This is a genomic window from Arthrobacter burdickii (genome assembly GCF_030433645.1).
GTDB lineage: Bacteria > Actinomycetota > Actinomycetes > Actinomycetales > Micrococcaceae > Arthrobacter_D > Arthrobacter_D burdickii.
The window spans coordinates 379,948-400,940 of record NZ_JAROCG010000002.1 but is presented as its reverse complement, the minus strand read 5'-3'; the positions used below and the strand labels follow the sequence as shown (position 1 = coordinate 400,940).

Genomic DNA, 20,993 nt, shown 5'->3' with positions numbered 1-20,993 from the left:
GTGGGTTGGAGGTGCCCGGGGCACCATGAGCCGTCGGCCACGCACGAAGGCGCGGCGGGGCAACCACTAATCAGGAGATGAACCGGGCTCCAACGCCGGGCCCGCGGGCAGACCAGCCGCCGCCCCCCGGTGACCCGGGCCGACAAGCCCCAGGAGGACCAGGAGGGCTGCGCCGCCGATGGCGGCGAAAGGGCCCGCCGTCCCGGCACCCGTGATGGAGGACAGGGCTCCGGCCCACGACGCAAGGGGCGCCGCGGGGAGTTCGGGAAGATCGTGCGCCATCCGGGCGACGCCCGCCAGAACAGCCGGCACGACGACGTCGACCGAGGCATCGGCAAAGGTCGTGGACGCCTGCACCGCGAACCCGGGACCGGCGCTCCTGGTGGCAACGCCCTTACCCGCGTCGGTCACCACCCCGTCGGAGAGCGCCGGGACCACGGGACCGGCAGTCGCTCCGCCGGCAGCAGTCGGTTCGGCAATGGCAGCAGCAGAAGCGGCTGCTGGAGCCGGATCATTCGACGCACCGGCACCCGGCACACCGGCACCCGGCACATCGGGCAGGACGTCGGCCGCCGGCGACGGGAGGGGCACCACCGGAACGGCTGCGTCGATCCCGGGAACGGGTACTACGACGTCGACCACCGGATCGATGACGCCCACGACAGGAGCCACCACCTCGAGCACCGGTTCCGTGACGCCACCGACCGTCCCGTCGACGGCACCCACGATCGGCGCGGTAGCCTCCGTGAGCGCCCCGGCAGGTAACACCGACTGCACGATGGGCACCTCGGCGACCACCTCGTCGACGAGGGACGTCACCGGGACCAGGATCGTGCCGGTCGGCTGGGAGGTGAGCTGAGGCACCTGTGCCGCGAGATCGGAAACCAGCGAAGCGGCACCGGAGAGGCTGGTGGATGGACCCGCCGCCGGTAACGCCTCGGCCGTCGCCGCCTGCAGAGGGTCCACAACGGCGGACAGCGTCGACGACACCGGAGAACTGCTCTCGACAGCCTCTGTCACCGAGCCGAGCAGCCCGGCATCGGAAGGGACTTCGGCGGCCGACGCTCCACTGGCGCCCAGAGCCATCCAGCCCAGCGCCCCGGCTCCTGTGAGGAGGGTCAGACGCACGGACGTAGCGAGAGACCGACGCTTTTGCATCCTCATCGCACGTACCCCCCAGGCTGAGACCTGAGGCAACCATAAACCGGCGTCGGGCGGACTGTAAATAGCATCGCCTTAAATTCATCAGCCGGTGGACCGTAACGGTCCACCGGCTGATGAAAAGGTGGGAAGCGCCTACTTGGCGAGGATCGCGAGGACCTCGGACAGCTTCGCCGACGGACGCATCACCTGGGTGACCTTGGTGACGTCGGGGTGGTAGTAGCCGCCGATGTCGACGGGCGAACCCTGGACGGCCAGCAGCTCGGACACGATGGTGTCCTCGTTCCCGGTCAGGGCCTCGGCGACACGGGAGAAGCTCTGCGCGAGCTCGACGTCCTGCTCCTGCTTGGCAAGCTCCTCCGCCCAGTAGCGGGCGAGGAAGTAGTGGCTGCCGCGGTTGTCGATCTCCCCGACGCGACGGCTGGGCGATTTGTTCTCGAGCAGGAACGTTCCCGTGGCGCGGTCGAGCGTGTCGGCGAGGATCTGCGCACGGGCGTTTCCGGTCGACGTCGCCAGGTGTTCGAAGCTGACGGCGAGGGCGAGGAACTCACCCAGGCTGTCCCAGCGCAGGTGGTTCTCCTTCACGAGCTGCTGCACGTGCTTCGGAGCGGAGCCACCGGCACCCGTCTCGAAGAGTCCGCCACCGTTCATCAAGGGCACCACCGAGAGCATCTTGGCGCTGGTGCCGAGTTCGAGGATGGGGAACAGGTCGGTCAGGTAGTCACGCAGCACGTTGCCGGTCACCGAGATGGTGTCGTCGCCCTCGCGGATGCGCTTGAGCGTGAAGGCCGTGGCGTCGACGGGCGTCATGATCTCGAGCGAGACGTCGTCCGTGCCGTGCTCGGCCAGGTACTCCTTGACCTTGGCGATCAGGTTCGCGTCGTGGGCCCGGCCCTCGTCGAGCCAGAAGACGGCCGGCGTCGCCGAGGCGCGGGCGCGGTTGACCGCGAGCTTCACCCAGTCGAGGATGGCGGCGTCCTTGGTCTGGCAGGCGCGCCAGATGTCGCCGGGTGCGACGTCGTGCTCGATGAGCACGGTGCCATCGGCGTCGATTACCTGCACCTTGCCTGCGGCGGGAATCTCGAAGGTCTTGTCGTGGCTGCCGTACTCCTCGGCCGCCTGCGCCATGAGCCCGACGTTCGGTACGGTGCCCATGGTCGTCGGGTCGAACGCGCCGTTGGCACGGCAGTCGTCGAGGACGACCTGGTAGATGCCGGCGTAGCTGCTGTCGGGGATGACGGCGAGCGTGTCGGCTTCCTTACCGTCCGGTCCCCACATGTGGCCGGACGAACGGATCATTGCGGGCATCGACGCGTCGACGATGACGTCGCTCGGCACGTGCAGGTTGGTGATGCCCTTGTCGGAGTCCACCATGGCGATCGCGGGGCCGTCCTCCATGCCCTTCGTGATGGCCTGCTGCACTCCCTCGCGGACGTCCTCGGGAAGCTTGTCGAGACCGCCGAGGATCGAGGCCAGGCCGTTGTTGGGGCTCAGGCCGGCGGCGGTCAGCTGCTCGCCGTACGTCTCGAAGAGCTCGGGGAGGAAGGCACGGACCACGTGTCCGAAGATGATGGGGTCGGAGACCTTCATCATGGTGGCCTTCAGGTGGGCCGAGAACAGCACGTCCTCCTCCTTGGCCCGGGCGACCTGGGCCTTGAGGAAGTCGTTGAGGGCGTCGGCGCGCATGACGGTTCCGTCGACGACCTCGCCGGCGAGGACCGGGAAGGAGTCCTTGAGGACGCTCACGGAGCCGTCGGCGGCGACATGCTGGATCGAGATGGTGCCGTCCGCGGGGATGACCACGGACTGCTCGTTGGAGCGGAAATCGTCGCTGGTCATGGAGGCGACGTTCGTCTTGGACTCAGGCGTCCAGGCACCCATGCTGTGCGGGTTCTGGCGCGCGTAGTTCTTGACCGACGCGGGAGCGCGGCGGTCCGAGTTGCCCTCGCGGAGGACGGGGTTCACGGCGCTGCCCTTGACCTTGTCATAGCGGGCGCGGATGTCCTTCTCCTCGTCCGTGGACGGGTGGTCGGGGTAATCCGGCAGGGCATAGCCCTGGCCCTGGAGCTCGGCGATGGCCGCCTTGAGCTGCGGGATGGACGCACTGATGTTGGGCAGCTTGATGATGTTGGCTTCCGGCGTCTTCGCCAGCGCTCCGAGTTCGGCGAGCGCGTCCGCCATCTGCTGGTCCTCGGTGAGGCGGTCGTTGAAGAGCGCGATGATGCGTCCCGACAGCGAGATGTCCCGGGTCTCCACCTCGACACCCGCCGTGGACGCGAACGCCTCGATGATCGGCAGGAACGAATAGGTAGCCAGCATCGGCGCTTCGTCGGTGTGGGTGTAGATGATCTTGGCCATGGGTTGGCGTCTCCCTGGTGCTCTGACGTTGTGCGGTCGGTTGGGCGTTGCCCATCGGCTCTAACTTACCGAGGTCTCCGGGCTTCGCCTAACGGCGGGCAGGCAGGGAACGACGGCGTTGACGGGCGGGTTTCGCAGGACGCCGGCCGGACGGGCCGCCCGGCGTCCTGCGGGAATCATCAGTGGAAGAAGTGGCGGGCCCCGGTGAGGTACAGCGTCACGCCGGCCGCGTTCGCCGCGTCGATCACTTCCTGGTCGCGCACCGAACCGCCCGGCTGGACGACGGCGCGGACGCCGGCGTCGACCAGGATCTGGAGTCCGTCGGCGAAGGGGAAGAAGGCATCGGACGCCGCGACGGAGCCCCGCGCGCGCTCGGTGTCGGCGAGGGTGTTGGCCCGCTCGACGGCGAGGCGGCAGGAGTCGACACGGTTGACCTGGCCCATGCCGACGCCGACGGACGCACCGTCGCGCGCCAGCAGGATGGCGTTGGACTTCGCAGCGCGGCACGCCTTCCAGGCAAAGCTGAGGTCGGCGAGCGTGGCGTCGTCGGCCGCGTCTCCGGCCGCGAGCGTCCAGCCGGCGGGGTCGTCGCCGTCGGCGTCGAGCCTGTCGGCGACCTGCATCAGCACACCCCCGGAGACCTGGCGGAATTCTACGGGGTTCCGCCCGTAGCCCTCGGGCAGGGTCAGCAGGCGGATGTTCTTCTTCTGCGAGAGGATCTCGACCGCCTCGGCCGAGAACGACGGCGCGATCACGACCTCCGTGAAGATGTCCTTCACCGTCGTGGCCATGCCCGCGGTGACCTCCCGGTTCGCGGCGATGACGCCGCCGAACGCGGACACCGGGTCGCAGGCGTGGGCCTTGGCGTGGGCGTCCGCGATGGGATCCTCCGCATCGGCGGAGCCGACGGCGACGCCGCAGGGGTTGGCGTGCTTGATGATCGCGACGGCGGGTTCGTCGAAGTCGAAGGCCGCGCGGAGGGCCGCGTCGGCGTCGACGAAGTTGTTGTAGCTCATCGCCTTGCCGTGGAGCTGGTCCGCCTGGGCGATGCCTGGCGTCGCGCCCTTCTCCACGTACAGCGCCGCCTGCTGGTGGGGGTTCTCGCCGTAGCGCAGCACCTCGGAACGCTCGAGTGCGAGGCCCGCGTAGCCGGGCCAGGCGAAGGCGTCGTCGTCCGTCTCGAACTGCTCGGCAGTCCAGGACGCCACCGCGGTGTCGTAGGCGGCGGTGTGCGCGAAGGCGAGCGCAGCCAACCGGCGTCGTGCCTTCAGGTCGAACCCGCCTTCCGCGGCAGCCGTGACCACGTCGGGGTATGCGCCGGGATCGACGACGACGGCGACCGACGGGTGGTTCTTGGCCGCTGACCGGACCATCGCGGGCCCGCCGATGTCGATCTGCTCGACGACGGCGTCCGGCTCCGCGCCCGACCGCACCGTCTCGACGAAGGGGTAGAGGTTCACGACCACGAGGTCGAAGGCCTCGATCTCGAGTTCGGCGAGCTGGTCGATGTGCTCCTGACGCCGGCGGTCGGCGAGGATGCCCGCGTGGACCTTGGGGTGAAGGGTCTTCACCCGGCCGTCGAGGGTCTCGGAGAACCCTGTCACCTCGGAGACCTCGGTCACCGGCACGCCTGCGGCGGCGATCCGCTGCGCGGTCGAGCCCGTCGAGACGATGGAGACGCCTGCGCGGTGCAGGCCCTGCGCCAGCTCCTCCAGGCCGGTCTTGTCGAACACCGAGATGAGTGCTCGACGGATGGGGACACGGTCAAGGTGGGTGAGGCTCACGCAGATCTCCGTCAGGTCGCTTCGCTGGGGGTCGCTGCAAGTCTATAGGTGTGGTGTTTGTCGTGCTGTGAGGCCTCCTGGGCCCCGGGACGCTCGAGAGGACAGAAAAGACCGGCGAATAGGCGATCCGGAGGTCATTTCTGTCCTCTCGGCGGAAGCAGGAGGAGCGCCGCCCACAAAGCTCACGTCTGATCGGGTACGGCACAACGAGTCAGCGCCTGGCTGATCCGTGCCAGGGCATCCTCCCTCCCTGCACCCAGATGACGCTTCGTGAAGCGCAGGACGGTCCAGCCCAGTGCACGGAGCCGGTCGTCCCGATCGATGTCCCGCGCCCATTGCCGCGGATCCGTGAGGTGGTGCTCCCCTTCGTACTCGAGGGCTAGGCGCTGGACGCGGTACTGGAGGTCCGGCCGCGAGACCCGGCGACCGGCGTCGTCCGTGATCCACTCATTGACCTCCGGCTCCGGCAGCCCGGCAGCGACGATGAGCAGGCGGAGCAGGCTTTCCGGCGCGGAATCGACTCCCGCCCGAAGAAGCGGCAGCGCGGCGTGAGCCGTGGCCATGCCACGAGCTCCAGCCCGGGGAAGCAGTGCCGCGGTGAGCGCAGCAACGCTGCACAGCGGATCCGGCAGGTTGATGGCGGCCGGCCGCCGGGGTGCATCGGGGCGCCGGAGCAACGCGTCACCCGCGGCGACGAGGTCGGGAAGCGCCAGGTGCGCAGAGAGGTCGCACCATGTGCGTGCCGGAGAGGTGAGCGGCACGCCATAGACCATCACGACGTCGCCGTCGCGCAACGCGGAGACGTGACCGACGACGCCTGCCCGCCGGGGCCGAGAAGCTCCAACGGGCCGCGTGAGATGAAGTGGGGCATCGTCGGGCCGAAGCGGTAGAGGCAGCCCCCACAGCAGTGCCGCCGTCTCGTGGCTCGCGGCCGTGCCCGGTGTCAGCGACCCGAGGCATGCCACGATGTCGGACAGCTCCGCCGGAGCAGCATCGAGGAAGCGGAGGCTCCGGGATGATCGCCGGTACAGCGCACGACGCAGGATGTGGTCGGGCAGGCCGAGGTCCCTGGCGGCCTCCACGGAAAAACACCGCTGTGCGGTCAGACGCATCAGGGCCGCGTCGTGGGGATCCGGTTGCATCACCTCATCGTGGGCGGTTCCTGAGGTACCTCGATGTTCTCCACAGGAGCAGCACGGCCATTCGCGTCGAGACGACAGAAAATACTGGTGGATGAGCCCTTTGGTGGTCATTTCTGTCCTTTCGGCGGGCGGGCGCGCTGGCGGTACAGTTCTCGCAGTACCCGGCCCCTCTTCAAAGGCATCATGAGCATCAATACCCAGCTCCCCACCGGCGACCAGGTGGTGCAGGACCTCCCGTGGCGATGGAAGGTCCAGGGAAGGATCTTCCTCATCGGCGGCCTCGGCTTCATGTTCGACGCCTGGGACGTCACCCTCAACGCCTACCTGATCCCGCTGCTGATCGGCGACTGGGGGCTGTCCCCCGGACAGGCGGGGTCGATCGCGACATCGAACCTCATCGGCATGGCCGTCGGCGCCTTCGCCTGGGGGTCTGTCGCGGACATCATCGGGCGCAAGAGGGCGTTCACCCTCACCCTGCTCGTCTTCTCGGTCTTCACGGTGCTCGGGGCGTTCTCACCCGACATCGTCTGGTTCTGCATTTTCCGGTTCCTCGCCGGATTCGGCCTCGGCGGGTGCATCCCCGTGGATTACGCGCTCGTGGGCGAGTTCACGCCGCGCCGCCAGCGCGGCCGGGTCCTCACGGCGATGGACGCCTGGTGGCCGGTGGGCGCCTTCCTGTGCGGGGCGGTCACGACGGCGGTCGTCGCGCAGTTCGGCGACTGGCGCTACGCGATGCTCGTGATGGTCCTTCCCGCACTCCTCGTGTTCTGGGTGCGGCGCGGGGTCCCCGAATCGCCGCTCTACCTCGTGCAGCGCGGCCGGCGGGAGGAGGCCCGGGCCGTCATCGACGACCTCGTGGCTAGGACGGGTGGTGAGCAGCGCGCCTGGCGGCTGCCGGATCCGGAGGAGACGCCACGGCTGTCCCTCGGCAGCATCTCGGGCCAGCTCACAGGGCTGTGGCGCTACAACTGGCGTATCACCCTGACCGCGTGGAGCCTGTTCCTGACCATCCTGCTCGTGTACTACGGGGCGCTCACGTGGATGCCGCGCATCCTGATCGCCTCCGGCTACGCGCAGTCGGTCGCGTTCATCACGACGACGTTCATGACCGGCGTCGGCTTCCTCGGCGTGATCGCCGCGGCGCTCCTCGTGGAGCGCGTGGGCCGCAAGTGGCTCCTGGCCATCACGGGTCCGGCGTCTGCAGCCATCCTGGTGGTCTTCGCGCTCATGCTCGACCTGCCGGCCGTCGCAACGGCCTGGCTGCTGGGCTTCGGCTTCGTGGTGCAGGTGGCCATCCCCGTCCTGTACACCTACGTGTCGGAGCTGTACCCGACAGAACTGCGGGGCAGCGGCTTCGGCTGGGCGTCGACCATCTCGCGGATCGGCGCGGGCCTCGTGCCGCTGATCTTCGGCACCCTGCTGTGGCCCGCCCTCGGCCTCCCGCTCACCTTCGCCCTGACCGGCGCGCTCGTGGTCCTCGCGGTCGTCTTCATGGCCTTCAATGCGCCGGAGACGCGGAGCGCCAAGCTGCGCTGACCCGTACGACGACGAAAGAGGTGCCACCACGGTGGCACCTCTTTCGTCATTTCGCCGGGATCGTACCGGGCATCAGGCCTCGGGCAGTTCCGCGTCCGGGGTCTCCTCAAGCGCAGTGACCTTCCAGGCCCCGTCGGCGTAACGGATCGTGGCGCTGTAGATGGTCCCGTTCGGGGAGAAGGGACGCTGCTCGGTGATCGAACCGTCCTCGGAGAACTCGGTGTACGCGTCCGGGTTGACGGGAATCAGGGCGGTGACGTCGACGCCCTCCGCGACCTCCTCCTCCGGCGTGGTGAGGTAGACGTTCTCCACCTTCGGCTGCCCGCCGAGCACCCAGCCGCCGCCGTCGTACACGGCCTGGAGCCGTTCCGCTTCGGCCTGCTCGCCCGCAGCCCCGTCAAGGACCTCGAGCATCGCGGGCGCATCTCCGGTCTGGAGGACGTAGGCCTTCAGGTCGAAGTAGTAGTAGAGGAACGCACGGGCTCCTTCAGGGCTGACGTCGCCGACGAGGTCGTTGCTCGGCGGCTGCTGGATGTTGACGGCGGCCGACGACGAACTCGCGGGCGAGGGCGCGGCGGGCGAGGGGGCGGCTGCCGGGGATTCGGAGGTGCCGGCACAGGAGGTGAGTGCCAGCAGGGCGAGGGCGGCGGTGGCCGCGATGCGGAGAGAGTTCATGGGGGTCCCAACGGTGTTCGAGAGCAGAGGTGGCCAAAGGCCTCCCCCACCTTACCGGTGCCCGAGGCAACTTATGGCGGGAGCGTCCTAGAGCCAGTCGTTGCGCTTGAAGATCCCATAGAGGCCCAGACCCATGCCCACCATGAGGAGGAGGGCGAACGGGTACCCCAGAGCCCAGTGCAGCTCGGGCATCACGTCGAAGTTCATGCCGTAGATCGAGGCGATGAGGGTGGGCGCGAAGAGGATCGCGGCCCACGAGGAGATGCGCTTCACTTCCTCGCCCTGCGTCAGGGACGTCTCCGTCAGGCGCGTCATCTCCTCGTTCTGGCGCTGCGCCACGAGCGTGGTGTGGACGGTCAGGGCGTTCTGCAGCAGCGCACGGAACGTGTTGACGCGCTCGACGACGCGGATCACGTGGTCCTGGACGTCGCGGAGGCTGCGGGCCAGTTCGGGGTCCATCCGATACTTCTCGGACCCGAGCAGGAGCGCCTCCATCATGGCCTGCAGGGGCTGGGCGGCGCGCTGGAACTCCATGACCTCGCGGTGCAGCTCGTAGATCCTGCGCGACACGTCGGGAGCTCCCCCGAACAGCTCGTCCTCGATCTCGTCGATGTCGTTCTCGAGCCCCTGGACCACGGGCCCATACTCGTCGACCACCTGGTCGAGCAGAGCGTACAGGACGGCCTGCGGCCCGGTGTGGAGCAGCTCAGGATCGGCCTCGAGCCTCCTCCGCACGATGCCGAGGTCCGGTGACTCGGCATGCCGGATCGTCACGACGAAGTCGCTCCCGATGAAGAGGTGCAGCTCACCGAACTCCACCTTCTCCTCGGCGTCGAGGTAGCGGGCGGGCCGCAGCACCACGAAGAGCGTGTCCCCGTAGCGTTCGAGCTTGGCGCGCTGGTGTCCGTTGGTGGCGTCCTCCACGGCGAGGGGATGCAGCCCGAACTCCTCCTCGACGGCGTGGATCTCCTCGCGTTCGGGACGGTACAGGCCGATCCAGCCCATGCCGCCGCTCTCGCGCATGATCTCGAAGGTCTGGTCGAGCGTCTCGGGGATGCGCTTCTCCCCGGCGACGTAGACGGCGTTCGCGACGAGGGGCATGTCAGGCAGCGCCTGTTCCGGCGGCGGCGAGCGATCCGAGGGTCGCGATCAGGAGCCTGCGCTCCTCGACCTTGATGCGCTCGTGCAGGGTCTCCTCCGTGTCGTGCGGCAGGACGGCGACAGGAGCCTGGGCGAGGATGGGGCCGGTGTCCACGCCGGCGTCCGCGATCATGACGGTGCAGCCGGTCACCTTGACGCCGTAGGCCAGGGCGTCGCGGACGCCGTGCGCGCCGGGAAAGCTGGGCAGCAGCGCGGGGTGCGTGTTCAGGTAGCGGTTCGGGAACCGGTCGAGGAAGTGCTGGTCGACGATCCGCATGAACCCGGAGGACACCACGTAGTCCGGCTTGTGCGCGGCGACGGCCTCGGTGAGGGCCCGGTTCCAGTCCGCCCGGTCGTCGTACTGCCGGAAGTCGACCTCGAAGGACGCGATCCCCGCGTTCCGCGCCCGCTCCACCCCGCCGGTTCCGGGCCGGTCGGCGCCGACGGCGGCGATGGCCACGGGGAGGCTGCCGTCGGCGACGGCGTCGATCACGGCCTGGAGGTTCGATCCGCTTCCGGAGACGAGGACTACGATGCGCATGGTTCAACCTTAGGGTCTCGCCTCGCCTAGGGTTGAACCATGCCGAGGGACGAACGATGAGGGAGCAGGGCACCGGACCGGGTGGGTCGCGCAGTGCGGAGACCAGGCGCAAGGCCCCCGATGACGCCGCGGGCGCGCGGATCGCGTCCGCAGGATTGTGGCTGCGCCTGTTCCTGCTGTCGTTCTTCGGCGGAGCGCTGGCGAGCAGCCTGATGCTGCCCTGGAAGGTTCTCGGGCTCGTGCTGGCGCTGTTCGCCCTGGCTGCCGGCGTCGTCGCCCTCGTCAAGGCGATCGGCGCGAAGCTGTCCCGGCTCGTGGTGCTCTCGACATCCCTGGGTCTGGCTGCCGCCCTGTTCCTCACGGCCGGCACGGGCGTCTCGGTGCTCCTGTGGCCTGTCACGCAGAACTACGAGGACTGCATGTCCCGGGCCCTGACGCTGCAGGCGCGGGACGACTGTCAGGAGGGCCTGCAAAGGCTCGAGGGCTTCGGGCAGGGGAACGTCGGCCGGTAACAGCGGTAACACCGGGTACAGGCGGCACCTCGCACCCGCTGGCGGACGGGATCAGCGGCGGGATCAGCGGCGCCGGGGCTCCCGCTCGAGCAGCGGTCCGACGGCGTGGCCCAGGACAGCGCCCACGGCTACCTCCAGTGCGAGCCACAGACCGACTGCCAGCGGATTCGGCCCGAGGTCGGTGAAGCGCCCGAGACCGAGCGAGGCGCGTGAGATGAGGGCGACGACGACGCCGCCCAGTCCCGCGGCGATGCCGATGAGCACTGCGAGGGCCAGGGTGGAGGCCGTCGAGGTCAGCCACCGGTGGCTGCTGCGGAGGACGAGCCACTCGTCGAAGTGGTTCTCCCCGTCCCGGAAGAACCACCACCCTGCGAGGAGGCCGGCGAGGACGGGGATGGCCAGCGCGGCGTAGCCGTAGTCGAGCGTCCCTGCCGGCAAGGCTCCCAGGATGGGCAGCGCCGGCAGCGGACCCACGGTGCTGGCGAGCGGCGTCAGCGAGCTGCCCGTGCCGAGGGCGAATCCCGCCCCGGTGGACCAGGCCATCGTCCAGACCGCAAGGTTGGGCAGGAGCCCGAGCTGGAACAGGGTCACCATCGTGGCACCCGCGATCCCGCCGTCGATCCGCTCGTAGATCGCCGCGATACCCGCCCAGTTCAGCCCGATCGCGACGGCGAGCAGCACTGCCGACAGGCATGCGGCGACCATCACCGCGAGAAAGCCCGAGCGGAGGATCGACCAGGCGTAGGACCCTGCCCACCGCGAGTGCTGGCTCGTGCGGCCCACCCAGGCGGCGAAGTCGACGCCGACCAGCCTGCTCCAGGCCCCCGCTTCGCGGTAGGCACCGGTGATCAGGCCGATGGCCGCGGACACCGGCGGGATCAGGGCCCCGGCGGCCAGCGGAGCGGAGGCATCAGGGGTGGTGGACGCGTAGGCCACGGCTGCACCGATCGCGGCATAGGCCACCATCGCGCCGAGGAACGCCTGCCACAGCTGGTCCGTGTAGGAGGCCCGGGCGAGCCGGCGTCCTGCCCGCCAGGCGAGCAGCAGCGGCACCAGGATCAGTCCGAGCGGAAGGACGTGGAGCAGGCCCGACGCGGCGTCGGCCCCGGCCACGCCTGCCGGGAACTGGAGGACGAGCGGTACTCCGTGCATGACGAGCCACGCCTGGCCGGCCAGGCGCGCGGCGGACTCCGGCGCGCGGTCCGCGAACCCGCCGGTCAGCCATACCGCGGCTACCGGGACGGCTACGAGCAGTGCCGAGATCACGGCGGACTGGCCGAGCTCGAGCACCCCCTGCAGCCACAGGGGCATGGGAAGGGCACGGGGTTTGGGAGGGAGTTTCATCCCTTCCATGGTGCCATCGGCAGCCGCCGTCGGAGCCGAGCGACGCGGGGCCGGAGCCGGACCCTGCACCGTGGTGCCCGTCACCCCAGGATGTCGGCGAGGCCCTTGACGACGGCCAGGCCTGCACCGATGAACGCGATCACGACGACGAAGAGCCGCGCCTGGGCGTCCCGGACGAACCGCGCGAGCTTCTCACCCGTGAAGATGCCGGTCACGATGGCTCCACCGATCGCGATCCACATCCACGGCGCCAGGACCGGGGCCTGGGACGGGTCGAGGAGCAGCTTCGCGACCAGCGTCACGGTGCCGATGCAGACGAAGAAGGGCTGGAGCGTGGCCGCGAACGGCCGCTGCGGCCACCGAGCCAGCAGGGCGTAGGCGCTCACGGCGGGACCGCCCACGCCTGCCATCGAGTTCGTGACCCCGGCCGTGAATCCCGCCACGGCCTTCGGGACGTTGCCGCGCACCACGACGTCGGACCGCTGGAGCACCAGGGAGATGGTGAGCGCCACGAGCACGACGGCACCGACGGTGACCGACAGGGGCGCCGACGGGACGGACACGGCGAGGATCGAGCCGGGAATCGACCCGAACAGGGAGGGGACCACGAGCCAGCGGAACATGCTCCAGTCGATGTCCCTCCAGACACGGCCCACGATGATGCTCGAGGAGACGACGCCGCAGATGTTCACGAGGAGGACCCCTGCGTGCGGTCCGAGGATGATCACGAGGAACGGGGCGATCAGCAGGGCGAAGCCGAGGCCTGCGATGCGCTGCGCGACGGCCCCCACGAGGATGGAGGCCAGCACGATGCAGAAGATGCCGAGAGTCACCCCAGCTACAGTACGCAACCCCGCCTCCCTCCCTGCCCTGCCGCGGACGGCGGCACCGGCGGTAGCCTGAACCCATGACGGCCCTCACCACCGCCCTCGCTACGGCAGACTGGCGCCAGCGCGTCTTCGGCCTCTACAGTGCCGTCCGCGACCGTGCGGTGTCCGAGTCGCCCGAAGCCGCCCACGCCCTGTGGAGGGTGGGCCGCGACGAGCTGTTCCGCGACCATCCGGCATCCGCCCTGCGGGAAGACGCCAGGGCATCCTTCGCGGGACTGGCGATCGCACCCTACGATCCGGCGTTCCGCTTCGAGGCGGTCCTGAACGACGACGGAGCCGGCGAGGTGATGGACGTGGGGACCGGCACGGACGGCGTCGTGCCGTTCCGTCGCCTCGGCACCCTCCTGCTGCCAGGGCTCGGACAGCTCGCGCTGTGGAGGCTCGCCTCCTACGGGGGCGGGCTCTTCCTGCCGCTGCGGGACGGAACGGCAGGAAGAGCCGGCGGCACCTATGGCGGTGGGCGCTACGTCCTGGACACCGTCAAGGGCGCGCACCTCGGGGAGGGACGTGCTGCCGGCAGTCTCGTCGTCGACCTCAACTTCGCCTACAACCCGTCGTGCGCCTACGACGAGGAGTGGGCCTGCCCCCTGCCGGGTCCGGACAACCGACTCGTGGACGACGTCCCGGTCGGTGAGCTCTACCGTGAGTACTGACCGCACAAGCACCCAGGAATGGGCACGGAACGATGAGCAGGGTCCCATGAAGCAGCTCCAGTGGCAGCGCCGCACCGAGGTGCCGCTGATCGTCGCGGCCGTCGTCTATCTCGTGGCCTACTCGGTGCAGGTCACGCTGCAGCCCGGGCCCGCCCTGGGCCGCGCCCTCGAGGGCATCATCTGGGGCGTCTGGGCCCTCTTCCTCGTCGACTACCTCGTGAGCCTCCTGTCCGCACCGGAGCGCGGCCGCTGGTTCGTCCGGCACCTGCACGAACTCGTCATCCTGCTGCTGCCCATGCTGCGGCCCCTGCGGCTGCTGCGGCTCCTCCCGCTGCTGCGCATCCTCAACCGCTCCGGCGGCAACGCCCTGCGGGGGCACATCGTCCTGTACGTCATCGGCGCCATGACGGTGCTCGGCTATGCGGGCGCGCTCGCGGTGCTCGACGTCGAGCAGGACGCCCCCGGCGCGACCATCCTCACCCTTCCGGACGCGCTCTGGTGGGCGCTGACCACCGTGACCTCGGTCGGCTACGGCGACTACTACCCGGTGACGGGTGCAGGACGGCTCGTGGCGGCCGGGCTGATGATCGGCGGCATCGGCGTGCTGAGCGCCGTGACGGCGGCGTTCGCCTCGTGGCTGGTCGAGAACGTCGCCACGGCTCGCGCTGCGGAGGCGAAGACCGCGGAATCGGACGCCCGAATGCAGGACCAGCTGAAGAGCGTGAGCCTGCAGATCGACACCCTCACGCGGCAACTGGCCCACGGCTCCCATCCGGGACGCCCGGGACAGGAGTAGCAGCCAGGAGTAGCGGGCACCGGGCCGGATTTCGCCTGGCGTTCACCGGCCCTCCATCCGGTGGTGGCCTCCCCTCCGCCCGAAGGGGTCAGGATCGAGGTTAGTGTGCGCCCCGCTTGCCGCAACCTCTAACCTGTCGGCCGGAGGTCTGGACTGTATCGCGCCAAGGCGGTATCGTTCGTCTTCGCATTCCCGGCGTCCCTGCAGGCCCTATCATGGGAAAGAAACCCACCTACATTTCCGGAGGCTCCGATTACAGACCTGGTTACCCAACACGACATTTATTTCGGTGCACCAGAGCCGGAGAATGAAGCCGAGATCCTTGAATCTGCGTCTCGCGCCGCGGTAGCCCGTCTCGAAGGCCGATCCGATATCACGACCGTCAAGGGACGCTTCACCCTCATCAACTCCGACCGCACACCGCACCAGGCGATGGTGGAGGACCTCCTGTTCATCCGCTCGGCACTGGACACGGCCGGCATCGGGTTCCTCCTGGTCCGCGGCAATGACGAGCGCCCCGTCATCGCCGTCGACCTCAAGGACCGTGAAGCCCTCCGCGCCGCGCTCGTCGAGGCGTGCCGTGACGAGCCCTTCTACTCCCGCACGGTCGACACGAAGCGCCGGACAACACTGCTGGTCAGTGACGGGGAACTCACCCATAGCGGCAAGGCCCGCATTTTCCGCCTGTTCCGCCCCCGCATCGAGCCGGTGGGAGGCCTCACCTACGGACCGTCGGCCGGTGTGCAGATCGAACTCTGGGCGCTCGGCGGGACCACGATCGAACTGCCCGTGGAGAACTCCCTGACCCGGCGTGCGCTGCCGGCGGCCGAAGTGGTCCGCGGCAAGGTCGAGCGCCACGGCCTCACCTGGCCCACGATCGACAACATGTTCGCCGACCACGCCACGGACATCGACTTCGAGGTCGACCTCGTCTTCTCGTGGGTGGACGGCAGCAGCCCCGAGTACCGTGCCGCCCGCGCCGCCCGGATGCAGGGCGTGGTGGTGGGCGAAGGCGACGACCACGAAGCCCGCTTCCGCCAGATCAACGAACTCAAGTACGCGCTGCGCTCGGTCTACATGTTCGCGCCGTGGATCCGCCGGATCTTCATCGCCACCGACTCCGAGCGCCCGGCGTGGCTCGCCGACCACCCGTCCGTGACGCTCGTACCGTCGGATGAGCATTTCCGGGATCCCTCCGTCCTGCCCACGCACAACTCGCAGGCCGTCGAAGCCCAGCTCCAGCACATCCCCGGACTGTCCGAGTACTTCCTCTACTCGAACGACGACATGTTCTTCGGGCGTCCCGTGGCACCGGACATGTTCTTCTCCCCCGGCGGGATCACCAAGTTCATCGAGGCGGACACCCGCATCGGTCTGGGTGAGAACGACGCCGAGCGGAGCGGTTTCGAGAACGCGGCGCGCGTCAACCGGCGCCTGCTGCATGCGCGGTTCGGCCGCATCACAACGCGGCACCTCGAACACACCGCGGCGCCCCTGCGGAAGAGCGTCCTGCTCGAGATGGAGGCGGAGTTCGCCGCCGATTTCGCCGCCACCGCCGCATCCCGCTTCCGCGCCAAGGACAACATCTCGGTCACCAACTCGCTGTACCACTACTACGCCCTGCTGACGGGCCGCGCGGTGACGCAGGAGATGGCGAGGGTGAAGTACGTGGACACGACGATGCGCTCCGGGCTCAAGAGCCTCAACAAGCTGCTCGACAAGCGGAACCACGACTTCTTCTGCCTGAACGACGGGAGCTTCCCCGAGGTACCGGCCGAGGAGCGGGCGCACCTGGTGACCGAATTCCTCGAGAAGTACTTCCCGGTCAAGGCCCCCTGGGAGATCTGAGCCTCCCGGGCCGGCTGCGGCGGCGCGTGCAAGACTGGCCGCATGCAGACCTTCCTGCCCTACCCCGACTTCGCGGCGAGCGCCGCGGTCCTGGACCAGGCGAGGCTCGGCAAGCAGCGGGTGGAGACCCTGCAGGCTCTGCGCGCCCTCGTGATCCCCGACTACGGCTGGCGGCAGCACCCGGCGATCCGCATGTGGATGGGCTACGTCCCCGCCCTGACCGTCTACGGGCTGGCCATGGTCGCCGAGTGGGTCTCCCGCGGCCATGCGGACTCGACGAACCGGCAGATCCTGGAGTTCGCCCCGCACGTCCTGGACGATCCCGCCGTGCCGATGCCGCCCTGGCTCGGTGATCCGGCCTTCCACGTGAGCCACCAGTCCAACCTGATCCAGAAGGCGCCGGAGATCTACCGGAGCAGGTTCCCGGGCGTCCCCGAGGACCTGCCGTACTACTGGCCCTCCCCCGAGCAGGAGCGCATCCCCGCGGAGCCGGAGGGACCGCGCCTGTGGGTCTGGCGGGCGGCGTCGCATCCACCGGAGGGTGACGCCACGCTGCTCATGCCGCCCGAGCCGCCCAGCGGGCGCGCGGCCCCGAAGTGGGAGCGGCAGCTCCATACGTTCGAGGAGGCCATCGAGGAGGGGGACGCCGTAGCGATCGCCGATCCCGACGGCGAGCGCTTCCGCACCGGGCGGGTAGGCCCGGTACTCATGCACGAGGACGGACTGCTGCGGCCGGCCCGGCTGCACGGCTGGCTGCGGCGCTCCGATTTCGACCCGCCCGCGCTGCTGCAGGACCCGAGGACGCTCTTCCCCGTCGGCCTGCCCGGGTCGCTGGTGCCTTGACGCCCGGCCTCCTACCCGGGGCCTCCGGCCGACGTGAGCCGGCGGCGGGCCCTGCTTCCGTCGTCGATGGTCACGCTGTGGGCCGCGAGCCGGCGCCGGGCTTCCTCCCGTGGGACCACCTCTCCGACGGACCTGTGCTGGCCGGCGGGGACCACCGAGTGGACGATGGTCTCCTCGTACACGTGCACCAGGTTGTAGGACTGGGCGCCGTCCTGTCCGCGGGTGCCGCCCGCCTCGAACAGGAGGTCCTGCGTGTAGCAGGTGGCGCTCGCCACCGAGACGGGGACGCCGGCGAACATCGCCGTCGTCGAGTAGTGGAGGTGGCCGGCGAGGATCGTCCTCACGTCGGAGCCGCGGACGACGTCGGCGAGCGAGCGCTGGTCACGCAGTTCCACCAGCGCGGCGAGCTCCTGGACGCTGGGGACGGGAGGGTGGTGCAGGGCGAGGATGGTCCCGTGGGGCGCCGGGACCGAAAGTTCATGGGCAAGCCAGCGCAGCTGGCCGGTCGTGAACTCGCCGTGGTGGTGCCCTGGGACTGTGGAGTCCATGGCGATGATGCGCAGGCCGTCGACGAAGTGGACGGCGTCCACCGGCTCATCGGGACGGGCGGAGGAGGGCTGTCCGTCGAGGAGGCCTGCCCGGAAGGCGGCGCGGTCGTCGTGGTTTCCCATGGCCCAGATGACGCGGGCGCCAAGCCGGGCGGCTGCCGGATCGACGATGGCCCGCAGTTTCGCGTATGCCCCCGGATCCCCCTTGTCTGCGAGGTCCCCGGTGAAGACGATCGCCTGCGGCCGCGCGCCCGACGCCTCGAGGTCCTCGAACAGCTCCCGGAGGCGCTGCTCGCTGTCCACCGCCCCGTACAGCGTGCCGTCACTGCCGACGAGGTGCGTGTCGCTCAGGTGCAGGAGGAAGTGCTGTGGCCGGGGGTGTTCTGCTGTCCGGGGGTGCATGGGAACCTACTCCGCTAGCTGTTGGTCAGACTCCCACCATTCCAGCAGAGGCACCTGCCGATCACCTGAACCCGCCCCGGCAGGTCGGCGAACATCAGGGAAACTTCTACCGGCGCCCTCGCGGGACGCCCGCCTCCTCCGGCGTGCACCCGGCCCGGGACCGATTGCCAAGGGCCGCCGTGGCGCCCAGGAGCGCTGGCGGGGCGGCAGCACGCGTCGTAGGCTTCCACTCAAAGCACCAACCGCGCAGCGAAAGGAAGCATCATGGCATTCCGGCCCAGCCACATCCCCCTCCGCCTCACCACGGGGGCCTTCATCCTCAACTCCGGACTCGGGAAGACCAACCTGGACGAGGGGTCCGCGGGATACATGCAGGCCATGGCGGCCAAGGCCTTCCCGCAGATCGGCCAGCTCCAGGCGCAGCAGTTCGGCAAGGCGCTGGCGGCCTCCGAGATCGCCATCGGCTCGGCGCTGCTTGCCCCGTTCATCCCGAGCAAGCTGGCCGGCCTCGCCCTGCTCGCCTTCTCGACGGGGATGATGACCATGTACCTCAGGACTCCGGAGCTCACGCAGGAGGATGGCATCCGCCCGACGCAGGACGGCACGTCCGTGGCGAAGGACGTCTGGCTCGTGGGCGTCGCACTGTCGCTCCTGCTCGACAGCAAGAAGAAGTAGGCCCGTCGTGGCCCTGCCGCCGGCAGGGCCACGCTACTTCCTTCCGTAGGGAGACAGGAGACCTCGGTATGTGCGGACGCTTCGTCATCGCGGGGAACAAGGCCGACCTCATCGACGCGTTCGACGTCGATGAAGCGCTGGTGGACGAGGTCGAACCCTCGTGGAACGTCGCACCCACGAACACCGTCCAGCTCGTCGTCGAGCGGCTCGATCCGGACACCGGGGAGCTCACGCGGCGGCTCGAACCCGCGCGCTGGGGGCTGATCCCCTCCTGGGCGAAGTCCGCAGCGGTGGGCGCACGCATGATCAACGCCCGCAGCGAGACCGTCCTGGAGAAGCCGTCCTTCCGGGCGGCCGCGCTCAAGCGCCGCGGGATCGTCCCTGCGGACGGGTACTACGAGTGGCGGAAGAACGACGACGGCTCCAAGACCCCCCTCTACCTGCACGACCCCGACGGTGCCGCCCTCGGCTTCGCCGGCCTGTACGAGTTCTGGCGTGATCCGGGGACGGCGTCGGAGGAGCACCCGCAGGGGTCCTGGGTGGTGAGCTGCACCATCATCACCCGCCCGGCGAGCGATGCCCTCGGCGAGATCCACGACCGCACACCCGTGATCGTGCCGCCCGTGCTGCGCGGCGACTGGCTCGATCCGCGCAATGACTCCCGCCCCGCCGTCCAGGAACTGCTCGACGCCATCCCCGATCCGCACCTCGTCCCCCGCCGCGTGGGGACCCGTGTCGGCTCGGTGCGGAACAACGGCCCGGATCTCATCGAGCCCCTCCCGGGAGACGTGACGGCCGACGGCGAGCAGCAGATGCTCCTCTAGCTCCGGGCGGATCTGGCGCCGGGCGGATCGCGTTGCAGGCGGATCGCGCAATGTCAGGTCAGTTCGGCTCCGGGTCCGGTTCGGTCCGGGCGGCTTGCGCGATGTCAGGTCAGCTCGGCTCCGGGTCCTGCCCTTTCCGCGCTGAACGTCGCCCGGGGAGCCGGCGGCAGGTCGGCGATGTACTCGTTGACGGCGAGCGCGAGGATGTCCCGTTCGAACGGCGGGAGCAACAGGGAGCTGTAGAGGTAGGCGTCGATCTCCTCCTCCCCCGCGTTGCCGCCGAGGCTGAAGTACCGCAGCCAGAGATCGTAGAGGCTCAGGTCCGTCGAGCGGAAAGCAGCGCACGTACCGCGCCGCTGCTCGTGTTCACCCATGCCCGTCGTCATCTCCGTGCCTTCCGGGAACGCTTCGGACGCGCGTCCGAAGCGGCACCGTCGTCGTGTCCTGTCCATCCGGCTCCCAAGCTAGCGACGCGCGCGGAATAAGGGAAGTCCGCGGGGCCGCACGGGTGCTCCCTTGTTGCAGCGCTCCACCGCGCCTAGGGTCGGACGCAGGTGACGACGGAAGGAGAGGCATGATCAGGACGGATATCGCCCCGGGGATCCATTACCTGGAGCATGCGCGGACCAACGTCTACCTGGTGGAGGACGACGACGGCGTCCTGCTGGTGGACACCGGCCTGCCCCGCTCGAAGGCCCTGCTGCTGCAGGCACTCTCCCGCATCGGGAGGTCCATCCAGGACATCCGCGCCGTCGTCCTGACCCACGGTCACTTCGACCACGTGGGCACGGCGGAGCACCTCCGGACGAAGTACGGCATCCCCGTGTACTGCCACCCCGACGACGCCTTCATCGCCGCCCACCCGTACAGCTACGAGCACGAGCGTTCCCCGTTCCTGTATCCGGTGCGGTATCCGCGCGCCATCCCCGGCCTGCTGCGTATGAGCGCCGCGGGAGCACTTGCCGTCAAGGGGGTTCCGGACACCCTCCCGCTCACTCCCGAGGCCGCCGCGGCCCTGCCCGGTTCGCCGCTCCTGGTCCCGACCCCCGGGCACACGAAGGGCCACTGCGCCCTGCACTTCCCCGACCGCGAGTCCGTGATCAGCGGGGACGCGCTGGTGACGCTCGATCCCTACACCGGCCATCCCGGCCCGCAGGTCGTCGCGCGCGCGGCGACCGCCGACACCGCGACGGCCCTGCGCTCCCTCGAGGGGCTGCGCTCCACCGGGGCCCGGACCGTGCTGCCGGGACACGGCTTCCCCTGGAGCGCCGGCGTGGACACCGCTGTGGCGCAGGCTATCGCAGTCGGCGGCCACTAGGCG

Annotated in this window: 20 protein-coding genes; 9 read left to right on the top strand and 11 right to left on the bottom strand. The window is 69.5% G+C overall.

Features of this window, described 5'->3' with window-relative positions:
* Positions 1 to 66 precede the first annotated feature (66 nt).
* From P5G52_RS16430 to P5G52_RS16415, 4 genes are all read right to left on the bottom strand, one after another.
* Positions 67 to 1,128 (bottom strand): hypothetical protein, encoded by a 1,062-nt coding sequence (locus P5G52_RS16430; protein WP_301229504.1) that lies wholly within the window; start codon positions 1,126 to 1,128, stop codon positions 67 to 69.
* A gap of 168 nt (positions 1,129 to 1,296) precedes the next feature.
* Complete coding sequence (locus P5G52_RS16425) at positions 1,297 to 3,519, bottom strand: NADP-dependent isocitrate dehydrogenase (protein ID WP_301229502.1); 2,223 nt, start codon at positions 3,517 to 3,519, stop codon at positions 1,297 to 1,299.
* 179 nt (positions 3,520 to 3,698) lie between these two features.
* Positions 3,699 to 5,303 carry a bifunctional phosphoribosylaminoimidazolecarboxamide formyltransferase/IMP cyclohydrolase gene (gene purH / locus P5G52_RS16420; RefSeq protein ID WP_301229500.1) on the bottom strand — a complete coding sequence of 535 codons (1,605 nt, stop codon included), beginning with the start codon at positions 5,301 to 5,303 and terminating at the stop codon, positions 3,699 to 3,701.
* A gap of 182 nt (positions 5,304 to 5,485) precedes the next feature.
* Positions 5,486 to 6,445: a DUF559 domain-containing protein gene (locus P5G52_RS16415; RefSeq protein ID WP_301229498.1), complete on the bottom strand. Its 960-nt coding sequence runs from the start codon at positions 6,443 to 6,445 to the stop codon at positions 5,486 to 5,488.
* Between the two features lie 183 nt (positions 6,446 to 6,628).
* Here P5G52_RS16415 and P5G52_RS16410 point away from each other — a divergent pair, with 183 nt between their 5' ends.
* Complete coding sequence (locus tag P5G52_RS16410; protein WP_301229496.1) at positions 6,629 to 7,981, top strand: MFS transporter; 1,353 nt, start codon at positions 6,629 to 6,631, stop codon at positions 7,979 to 7,981.
* Between the two features lie 72 nt (positions 7,982 to 8,053).
* Here the strand turns inward: P5G52_RS16410 and P5G52_RS16405 are convergent, their stop codons facing one another.
* The 3 genes from P5G52_RS16405 to purN form a co-directional block, all read right to left on the bottom strand.
* Entirely contained in the window at positions 8,054 to 8,656 is a 603-nt protein-coding gene (locus P5G52_RS16405) for a DUF6318 family protein (RefSeq protein WP_301229494.1), read from the bottom strand.
* 87 nt (positions 8,657 to 8,743) lie between these two features.
* Entirely contained in the window at positions 8,744 to 9,757 is a 1,014-nt protein-coding gene (gene corA, locus P5G52_RS16400) for a magnesium/cobalt transporter CorA (RefSeq protein WP_301229492.1), read from the bottom strand.
* A gap of 1 nt (position 9,758) precedes the next feature.
* Entirely contained in the window at positions 9,759 to 10,337 is a 579-nt protein-coding gene (gene purN, locus P5G52_RS16395; RefSeq protein WP_301229490.1) for a phosphoribosylglycinamide formyltransferase, read from the bottom strand.
* Positions 10,338 to 10,393: 56 nt separating this feature from the next.
* On the opposite strand from purN, the gene P5G52_RS16390 reads away from it, so the two are divergent.
* Positions 10,394 to 10,849: a hypothetical protein gene (locus P5G52_RS16390; RefSeq protein ID WP_301229488.1), complete on the top strand. Its 456-nt coding sequence runs from the start codon at positions 10,394 to 10,396 to the stop codon at positions 10,847 to 10,849.
* 63 nt (positions 10,850 to 10,912) lie between these two features.
* Here the strand turns inward: P5G52_RS16390 and P5G52_RS16385 are convergent, their stop codons facing one another.
* Together P5G52_RS16385 and P5G52_RS16380 are read right to left on the bottom strand one after the other, a co-directional pair.
* Positions 10,913 to 12,193: a cell division protein PerM gene (locus P5G52_RS16385; protein ID WP_301229486.1), complete on the bottom strand. Its 1,281-nt coding sequence runs from the start codon at positions 12,191 to 12,193 to the stop codon at positions 10,913 to 10,915.
* Between the two features lie 80 nt (positions 12,194 to 12,273).
* Positions 12,274 to 13,026: a sulfite exporter TauE/SafE family protein gene (locus tag P5G52_RS16380; protein ID WP_301229484.1), complete on the bottom strand. Its 753-nt coding sequence runs from the start codon at positions 13,024 to 13,026 to the stop codon at positions 12,274 to 12,276.
* 74 nt (positions 13,027 to 13,100) lie between these two features.
* Here P5G52_RS16380 and P5G52_RS16375 point away from each other — a divergent pair, with 74 nt between their 5' ends.
* From P5G52_RS16375 to P5G52_RS16360, 4 genes are all read left to right on the top strand, one after another.
* Positions 13,101 to 13,736 carry a DUF1684 domain-containing protein gene (locus tag P5G52_RS16375; protein ID WP_301229482.1) on the top strand — a complete coding sequence of 212 codons (636 nt, stop codon included), beginning with the start codon at positions 13,101 to 13,103 and terminating at the stop codon, positions 13,734 to 13,736.
* Between the two features lie 46 nt (positions 13,737 to 13,782).
* Positions 13,783 to 14,532: a potassium channel family protein gene (locus P5G52_RS16370; protein ID WP_301229480.1), complete on the top strand. Its 750-nt coding sequence runs from the start codon at positions 13,783 to 13,785 to the stop codon at positions 14,530 to 14,532.
* Positions 14,533 to 14,964: 432 nt separating this feature from the next.
* A complete protein-coding gene (locus P5G52_RS16365) occupies positions 14,965 to 16,380 on the top strand; it encodes a stealth family protein (RefSeq protein WP_435868710.1) in 1,416 nt (471 codons plus the stop codon).
* A 42-nt stretch (positions 16,381 to 16,422) separates the two neighbouring features.
* Positions 16,423 to 17,223, top strand: a complete 801-nt coding sequence (locus P5G52_RS16360) for an MSMEG_6728 family protein (RefSeq protein ID WP_301229478.1) — start codon at positions 16,423 to 16,425, stop codon at positions 17,221 to 17,223.
* An 11-nt stretch (positions 17,224 to 17,234) separates the two neighbouring features.
* On the opposite strand, the gene P5G52_RS16355 is transcribed toward P5G52_RS16360, so the two are convergent.
* Positions 17,235 to 18,173 carry a phosphodiesterase gene (locus P5G52_RS16355; protein WP_301229476.1) on the bottom strand — a complete coding sequence of 313 codons (939 nt, stop codon included), beginning with the start codon at positions 18,171 to 18,173 and terminating at the stop codon, positions 17,235 to 17,237.
* A 264-nt stretch (positions 18,174 to 18,437) separates the two neighbouring features.
* Here P5G52_RS16355 and P5G52_RS16350 point away from each other — a divergent pair, with 264 nt between their 5' ends.
* Together P5G52_RS16350 and P5G52_RS16345 are read left to right on the top strand one after the other, a co-directional pair.
* Positions 18,438 to 18,848 carry a hypothetical protein gene (locus tag P5G52_RS16350; protein ID WP_301229474.1) on the top strand — a complete coding sequence of 137 codons (411 nt, stop codon included), beginning with the start codon at positions 18,438 to 18,440 and terminating at the stop codon, positions 18,846 to 18,848.
* Positions 18,849 to 18,916: 68 nt separating this feature from the next.
* Positions 18,917 to 19,672, top strand: coding sequence for an SOS response-associated peptidase (locus P5G52_RS16345; RefSeq protein WP_301229472.1), 756 nt, complete (start codon positions 18,917 to 18,919; stop codon positions 19,670 to 19,672).
* A gap of 104 nt (positions 19,673 to 19,776) precedes the next feature.
* Here the strand turns inward: P5G52_RS16345 and P5G52_RS16340 are convergent, their stop codons facing one another.
* Positions 19,777 to 20,058 carry a hypothetical protein gene (locus tag P5G52_RS16340; protein ID WP_301229470.1) on the bottom strand — a complete coding sequence of 94 codons (282 nt, stop codon included), beginning with the start codon at positions 20,056 to 20,058 and terminating at the stop codon, positions 19,777 to 19,779.
* 188 nt (positions 20,059 to 20,246) lie between these two features.
* On the opposite strand from P5G52_RS16340, the gene P5G52_RS16335 reads away from it, so the two are divergent.
* The gene (locus tag P5G52_RS16335; protein ID WP_301229468.1) at positions 20,247 to 20,990 is read left to right on the top strand and encodes an MBL fold metallo-hydrolase; all 744 of its coding nucleotides are present in this window, start codon (positions 20,247 to 20,249) and stop codon (positions 20,988 to 20,990) included.
* Positions 20,991 to 20,993: the final 3 nt, after the last annotated feature.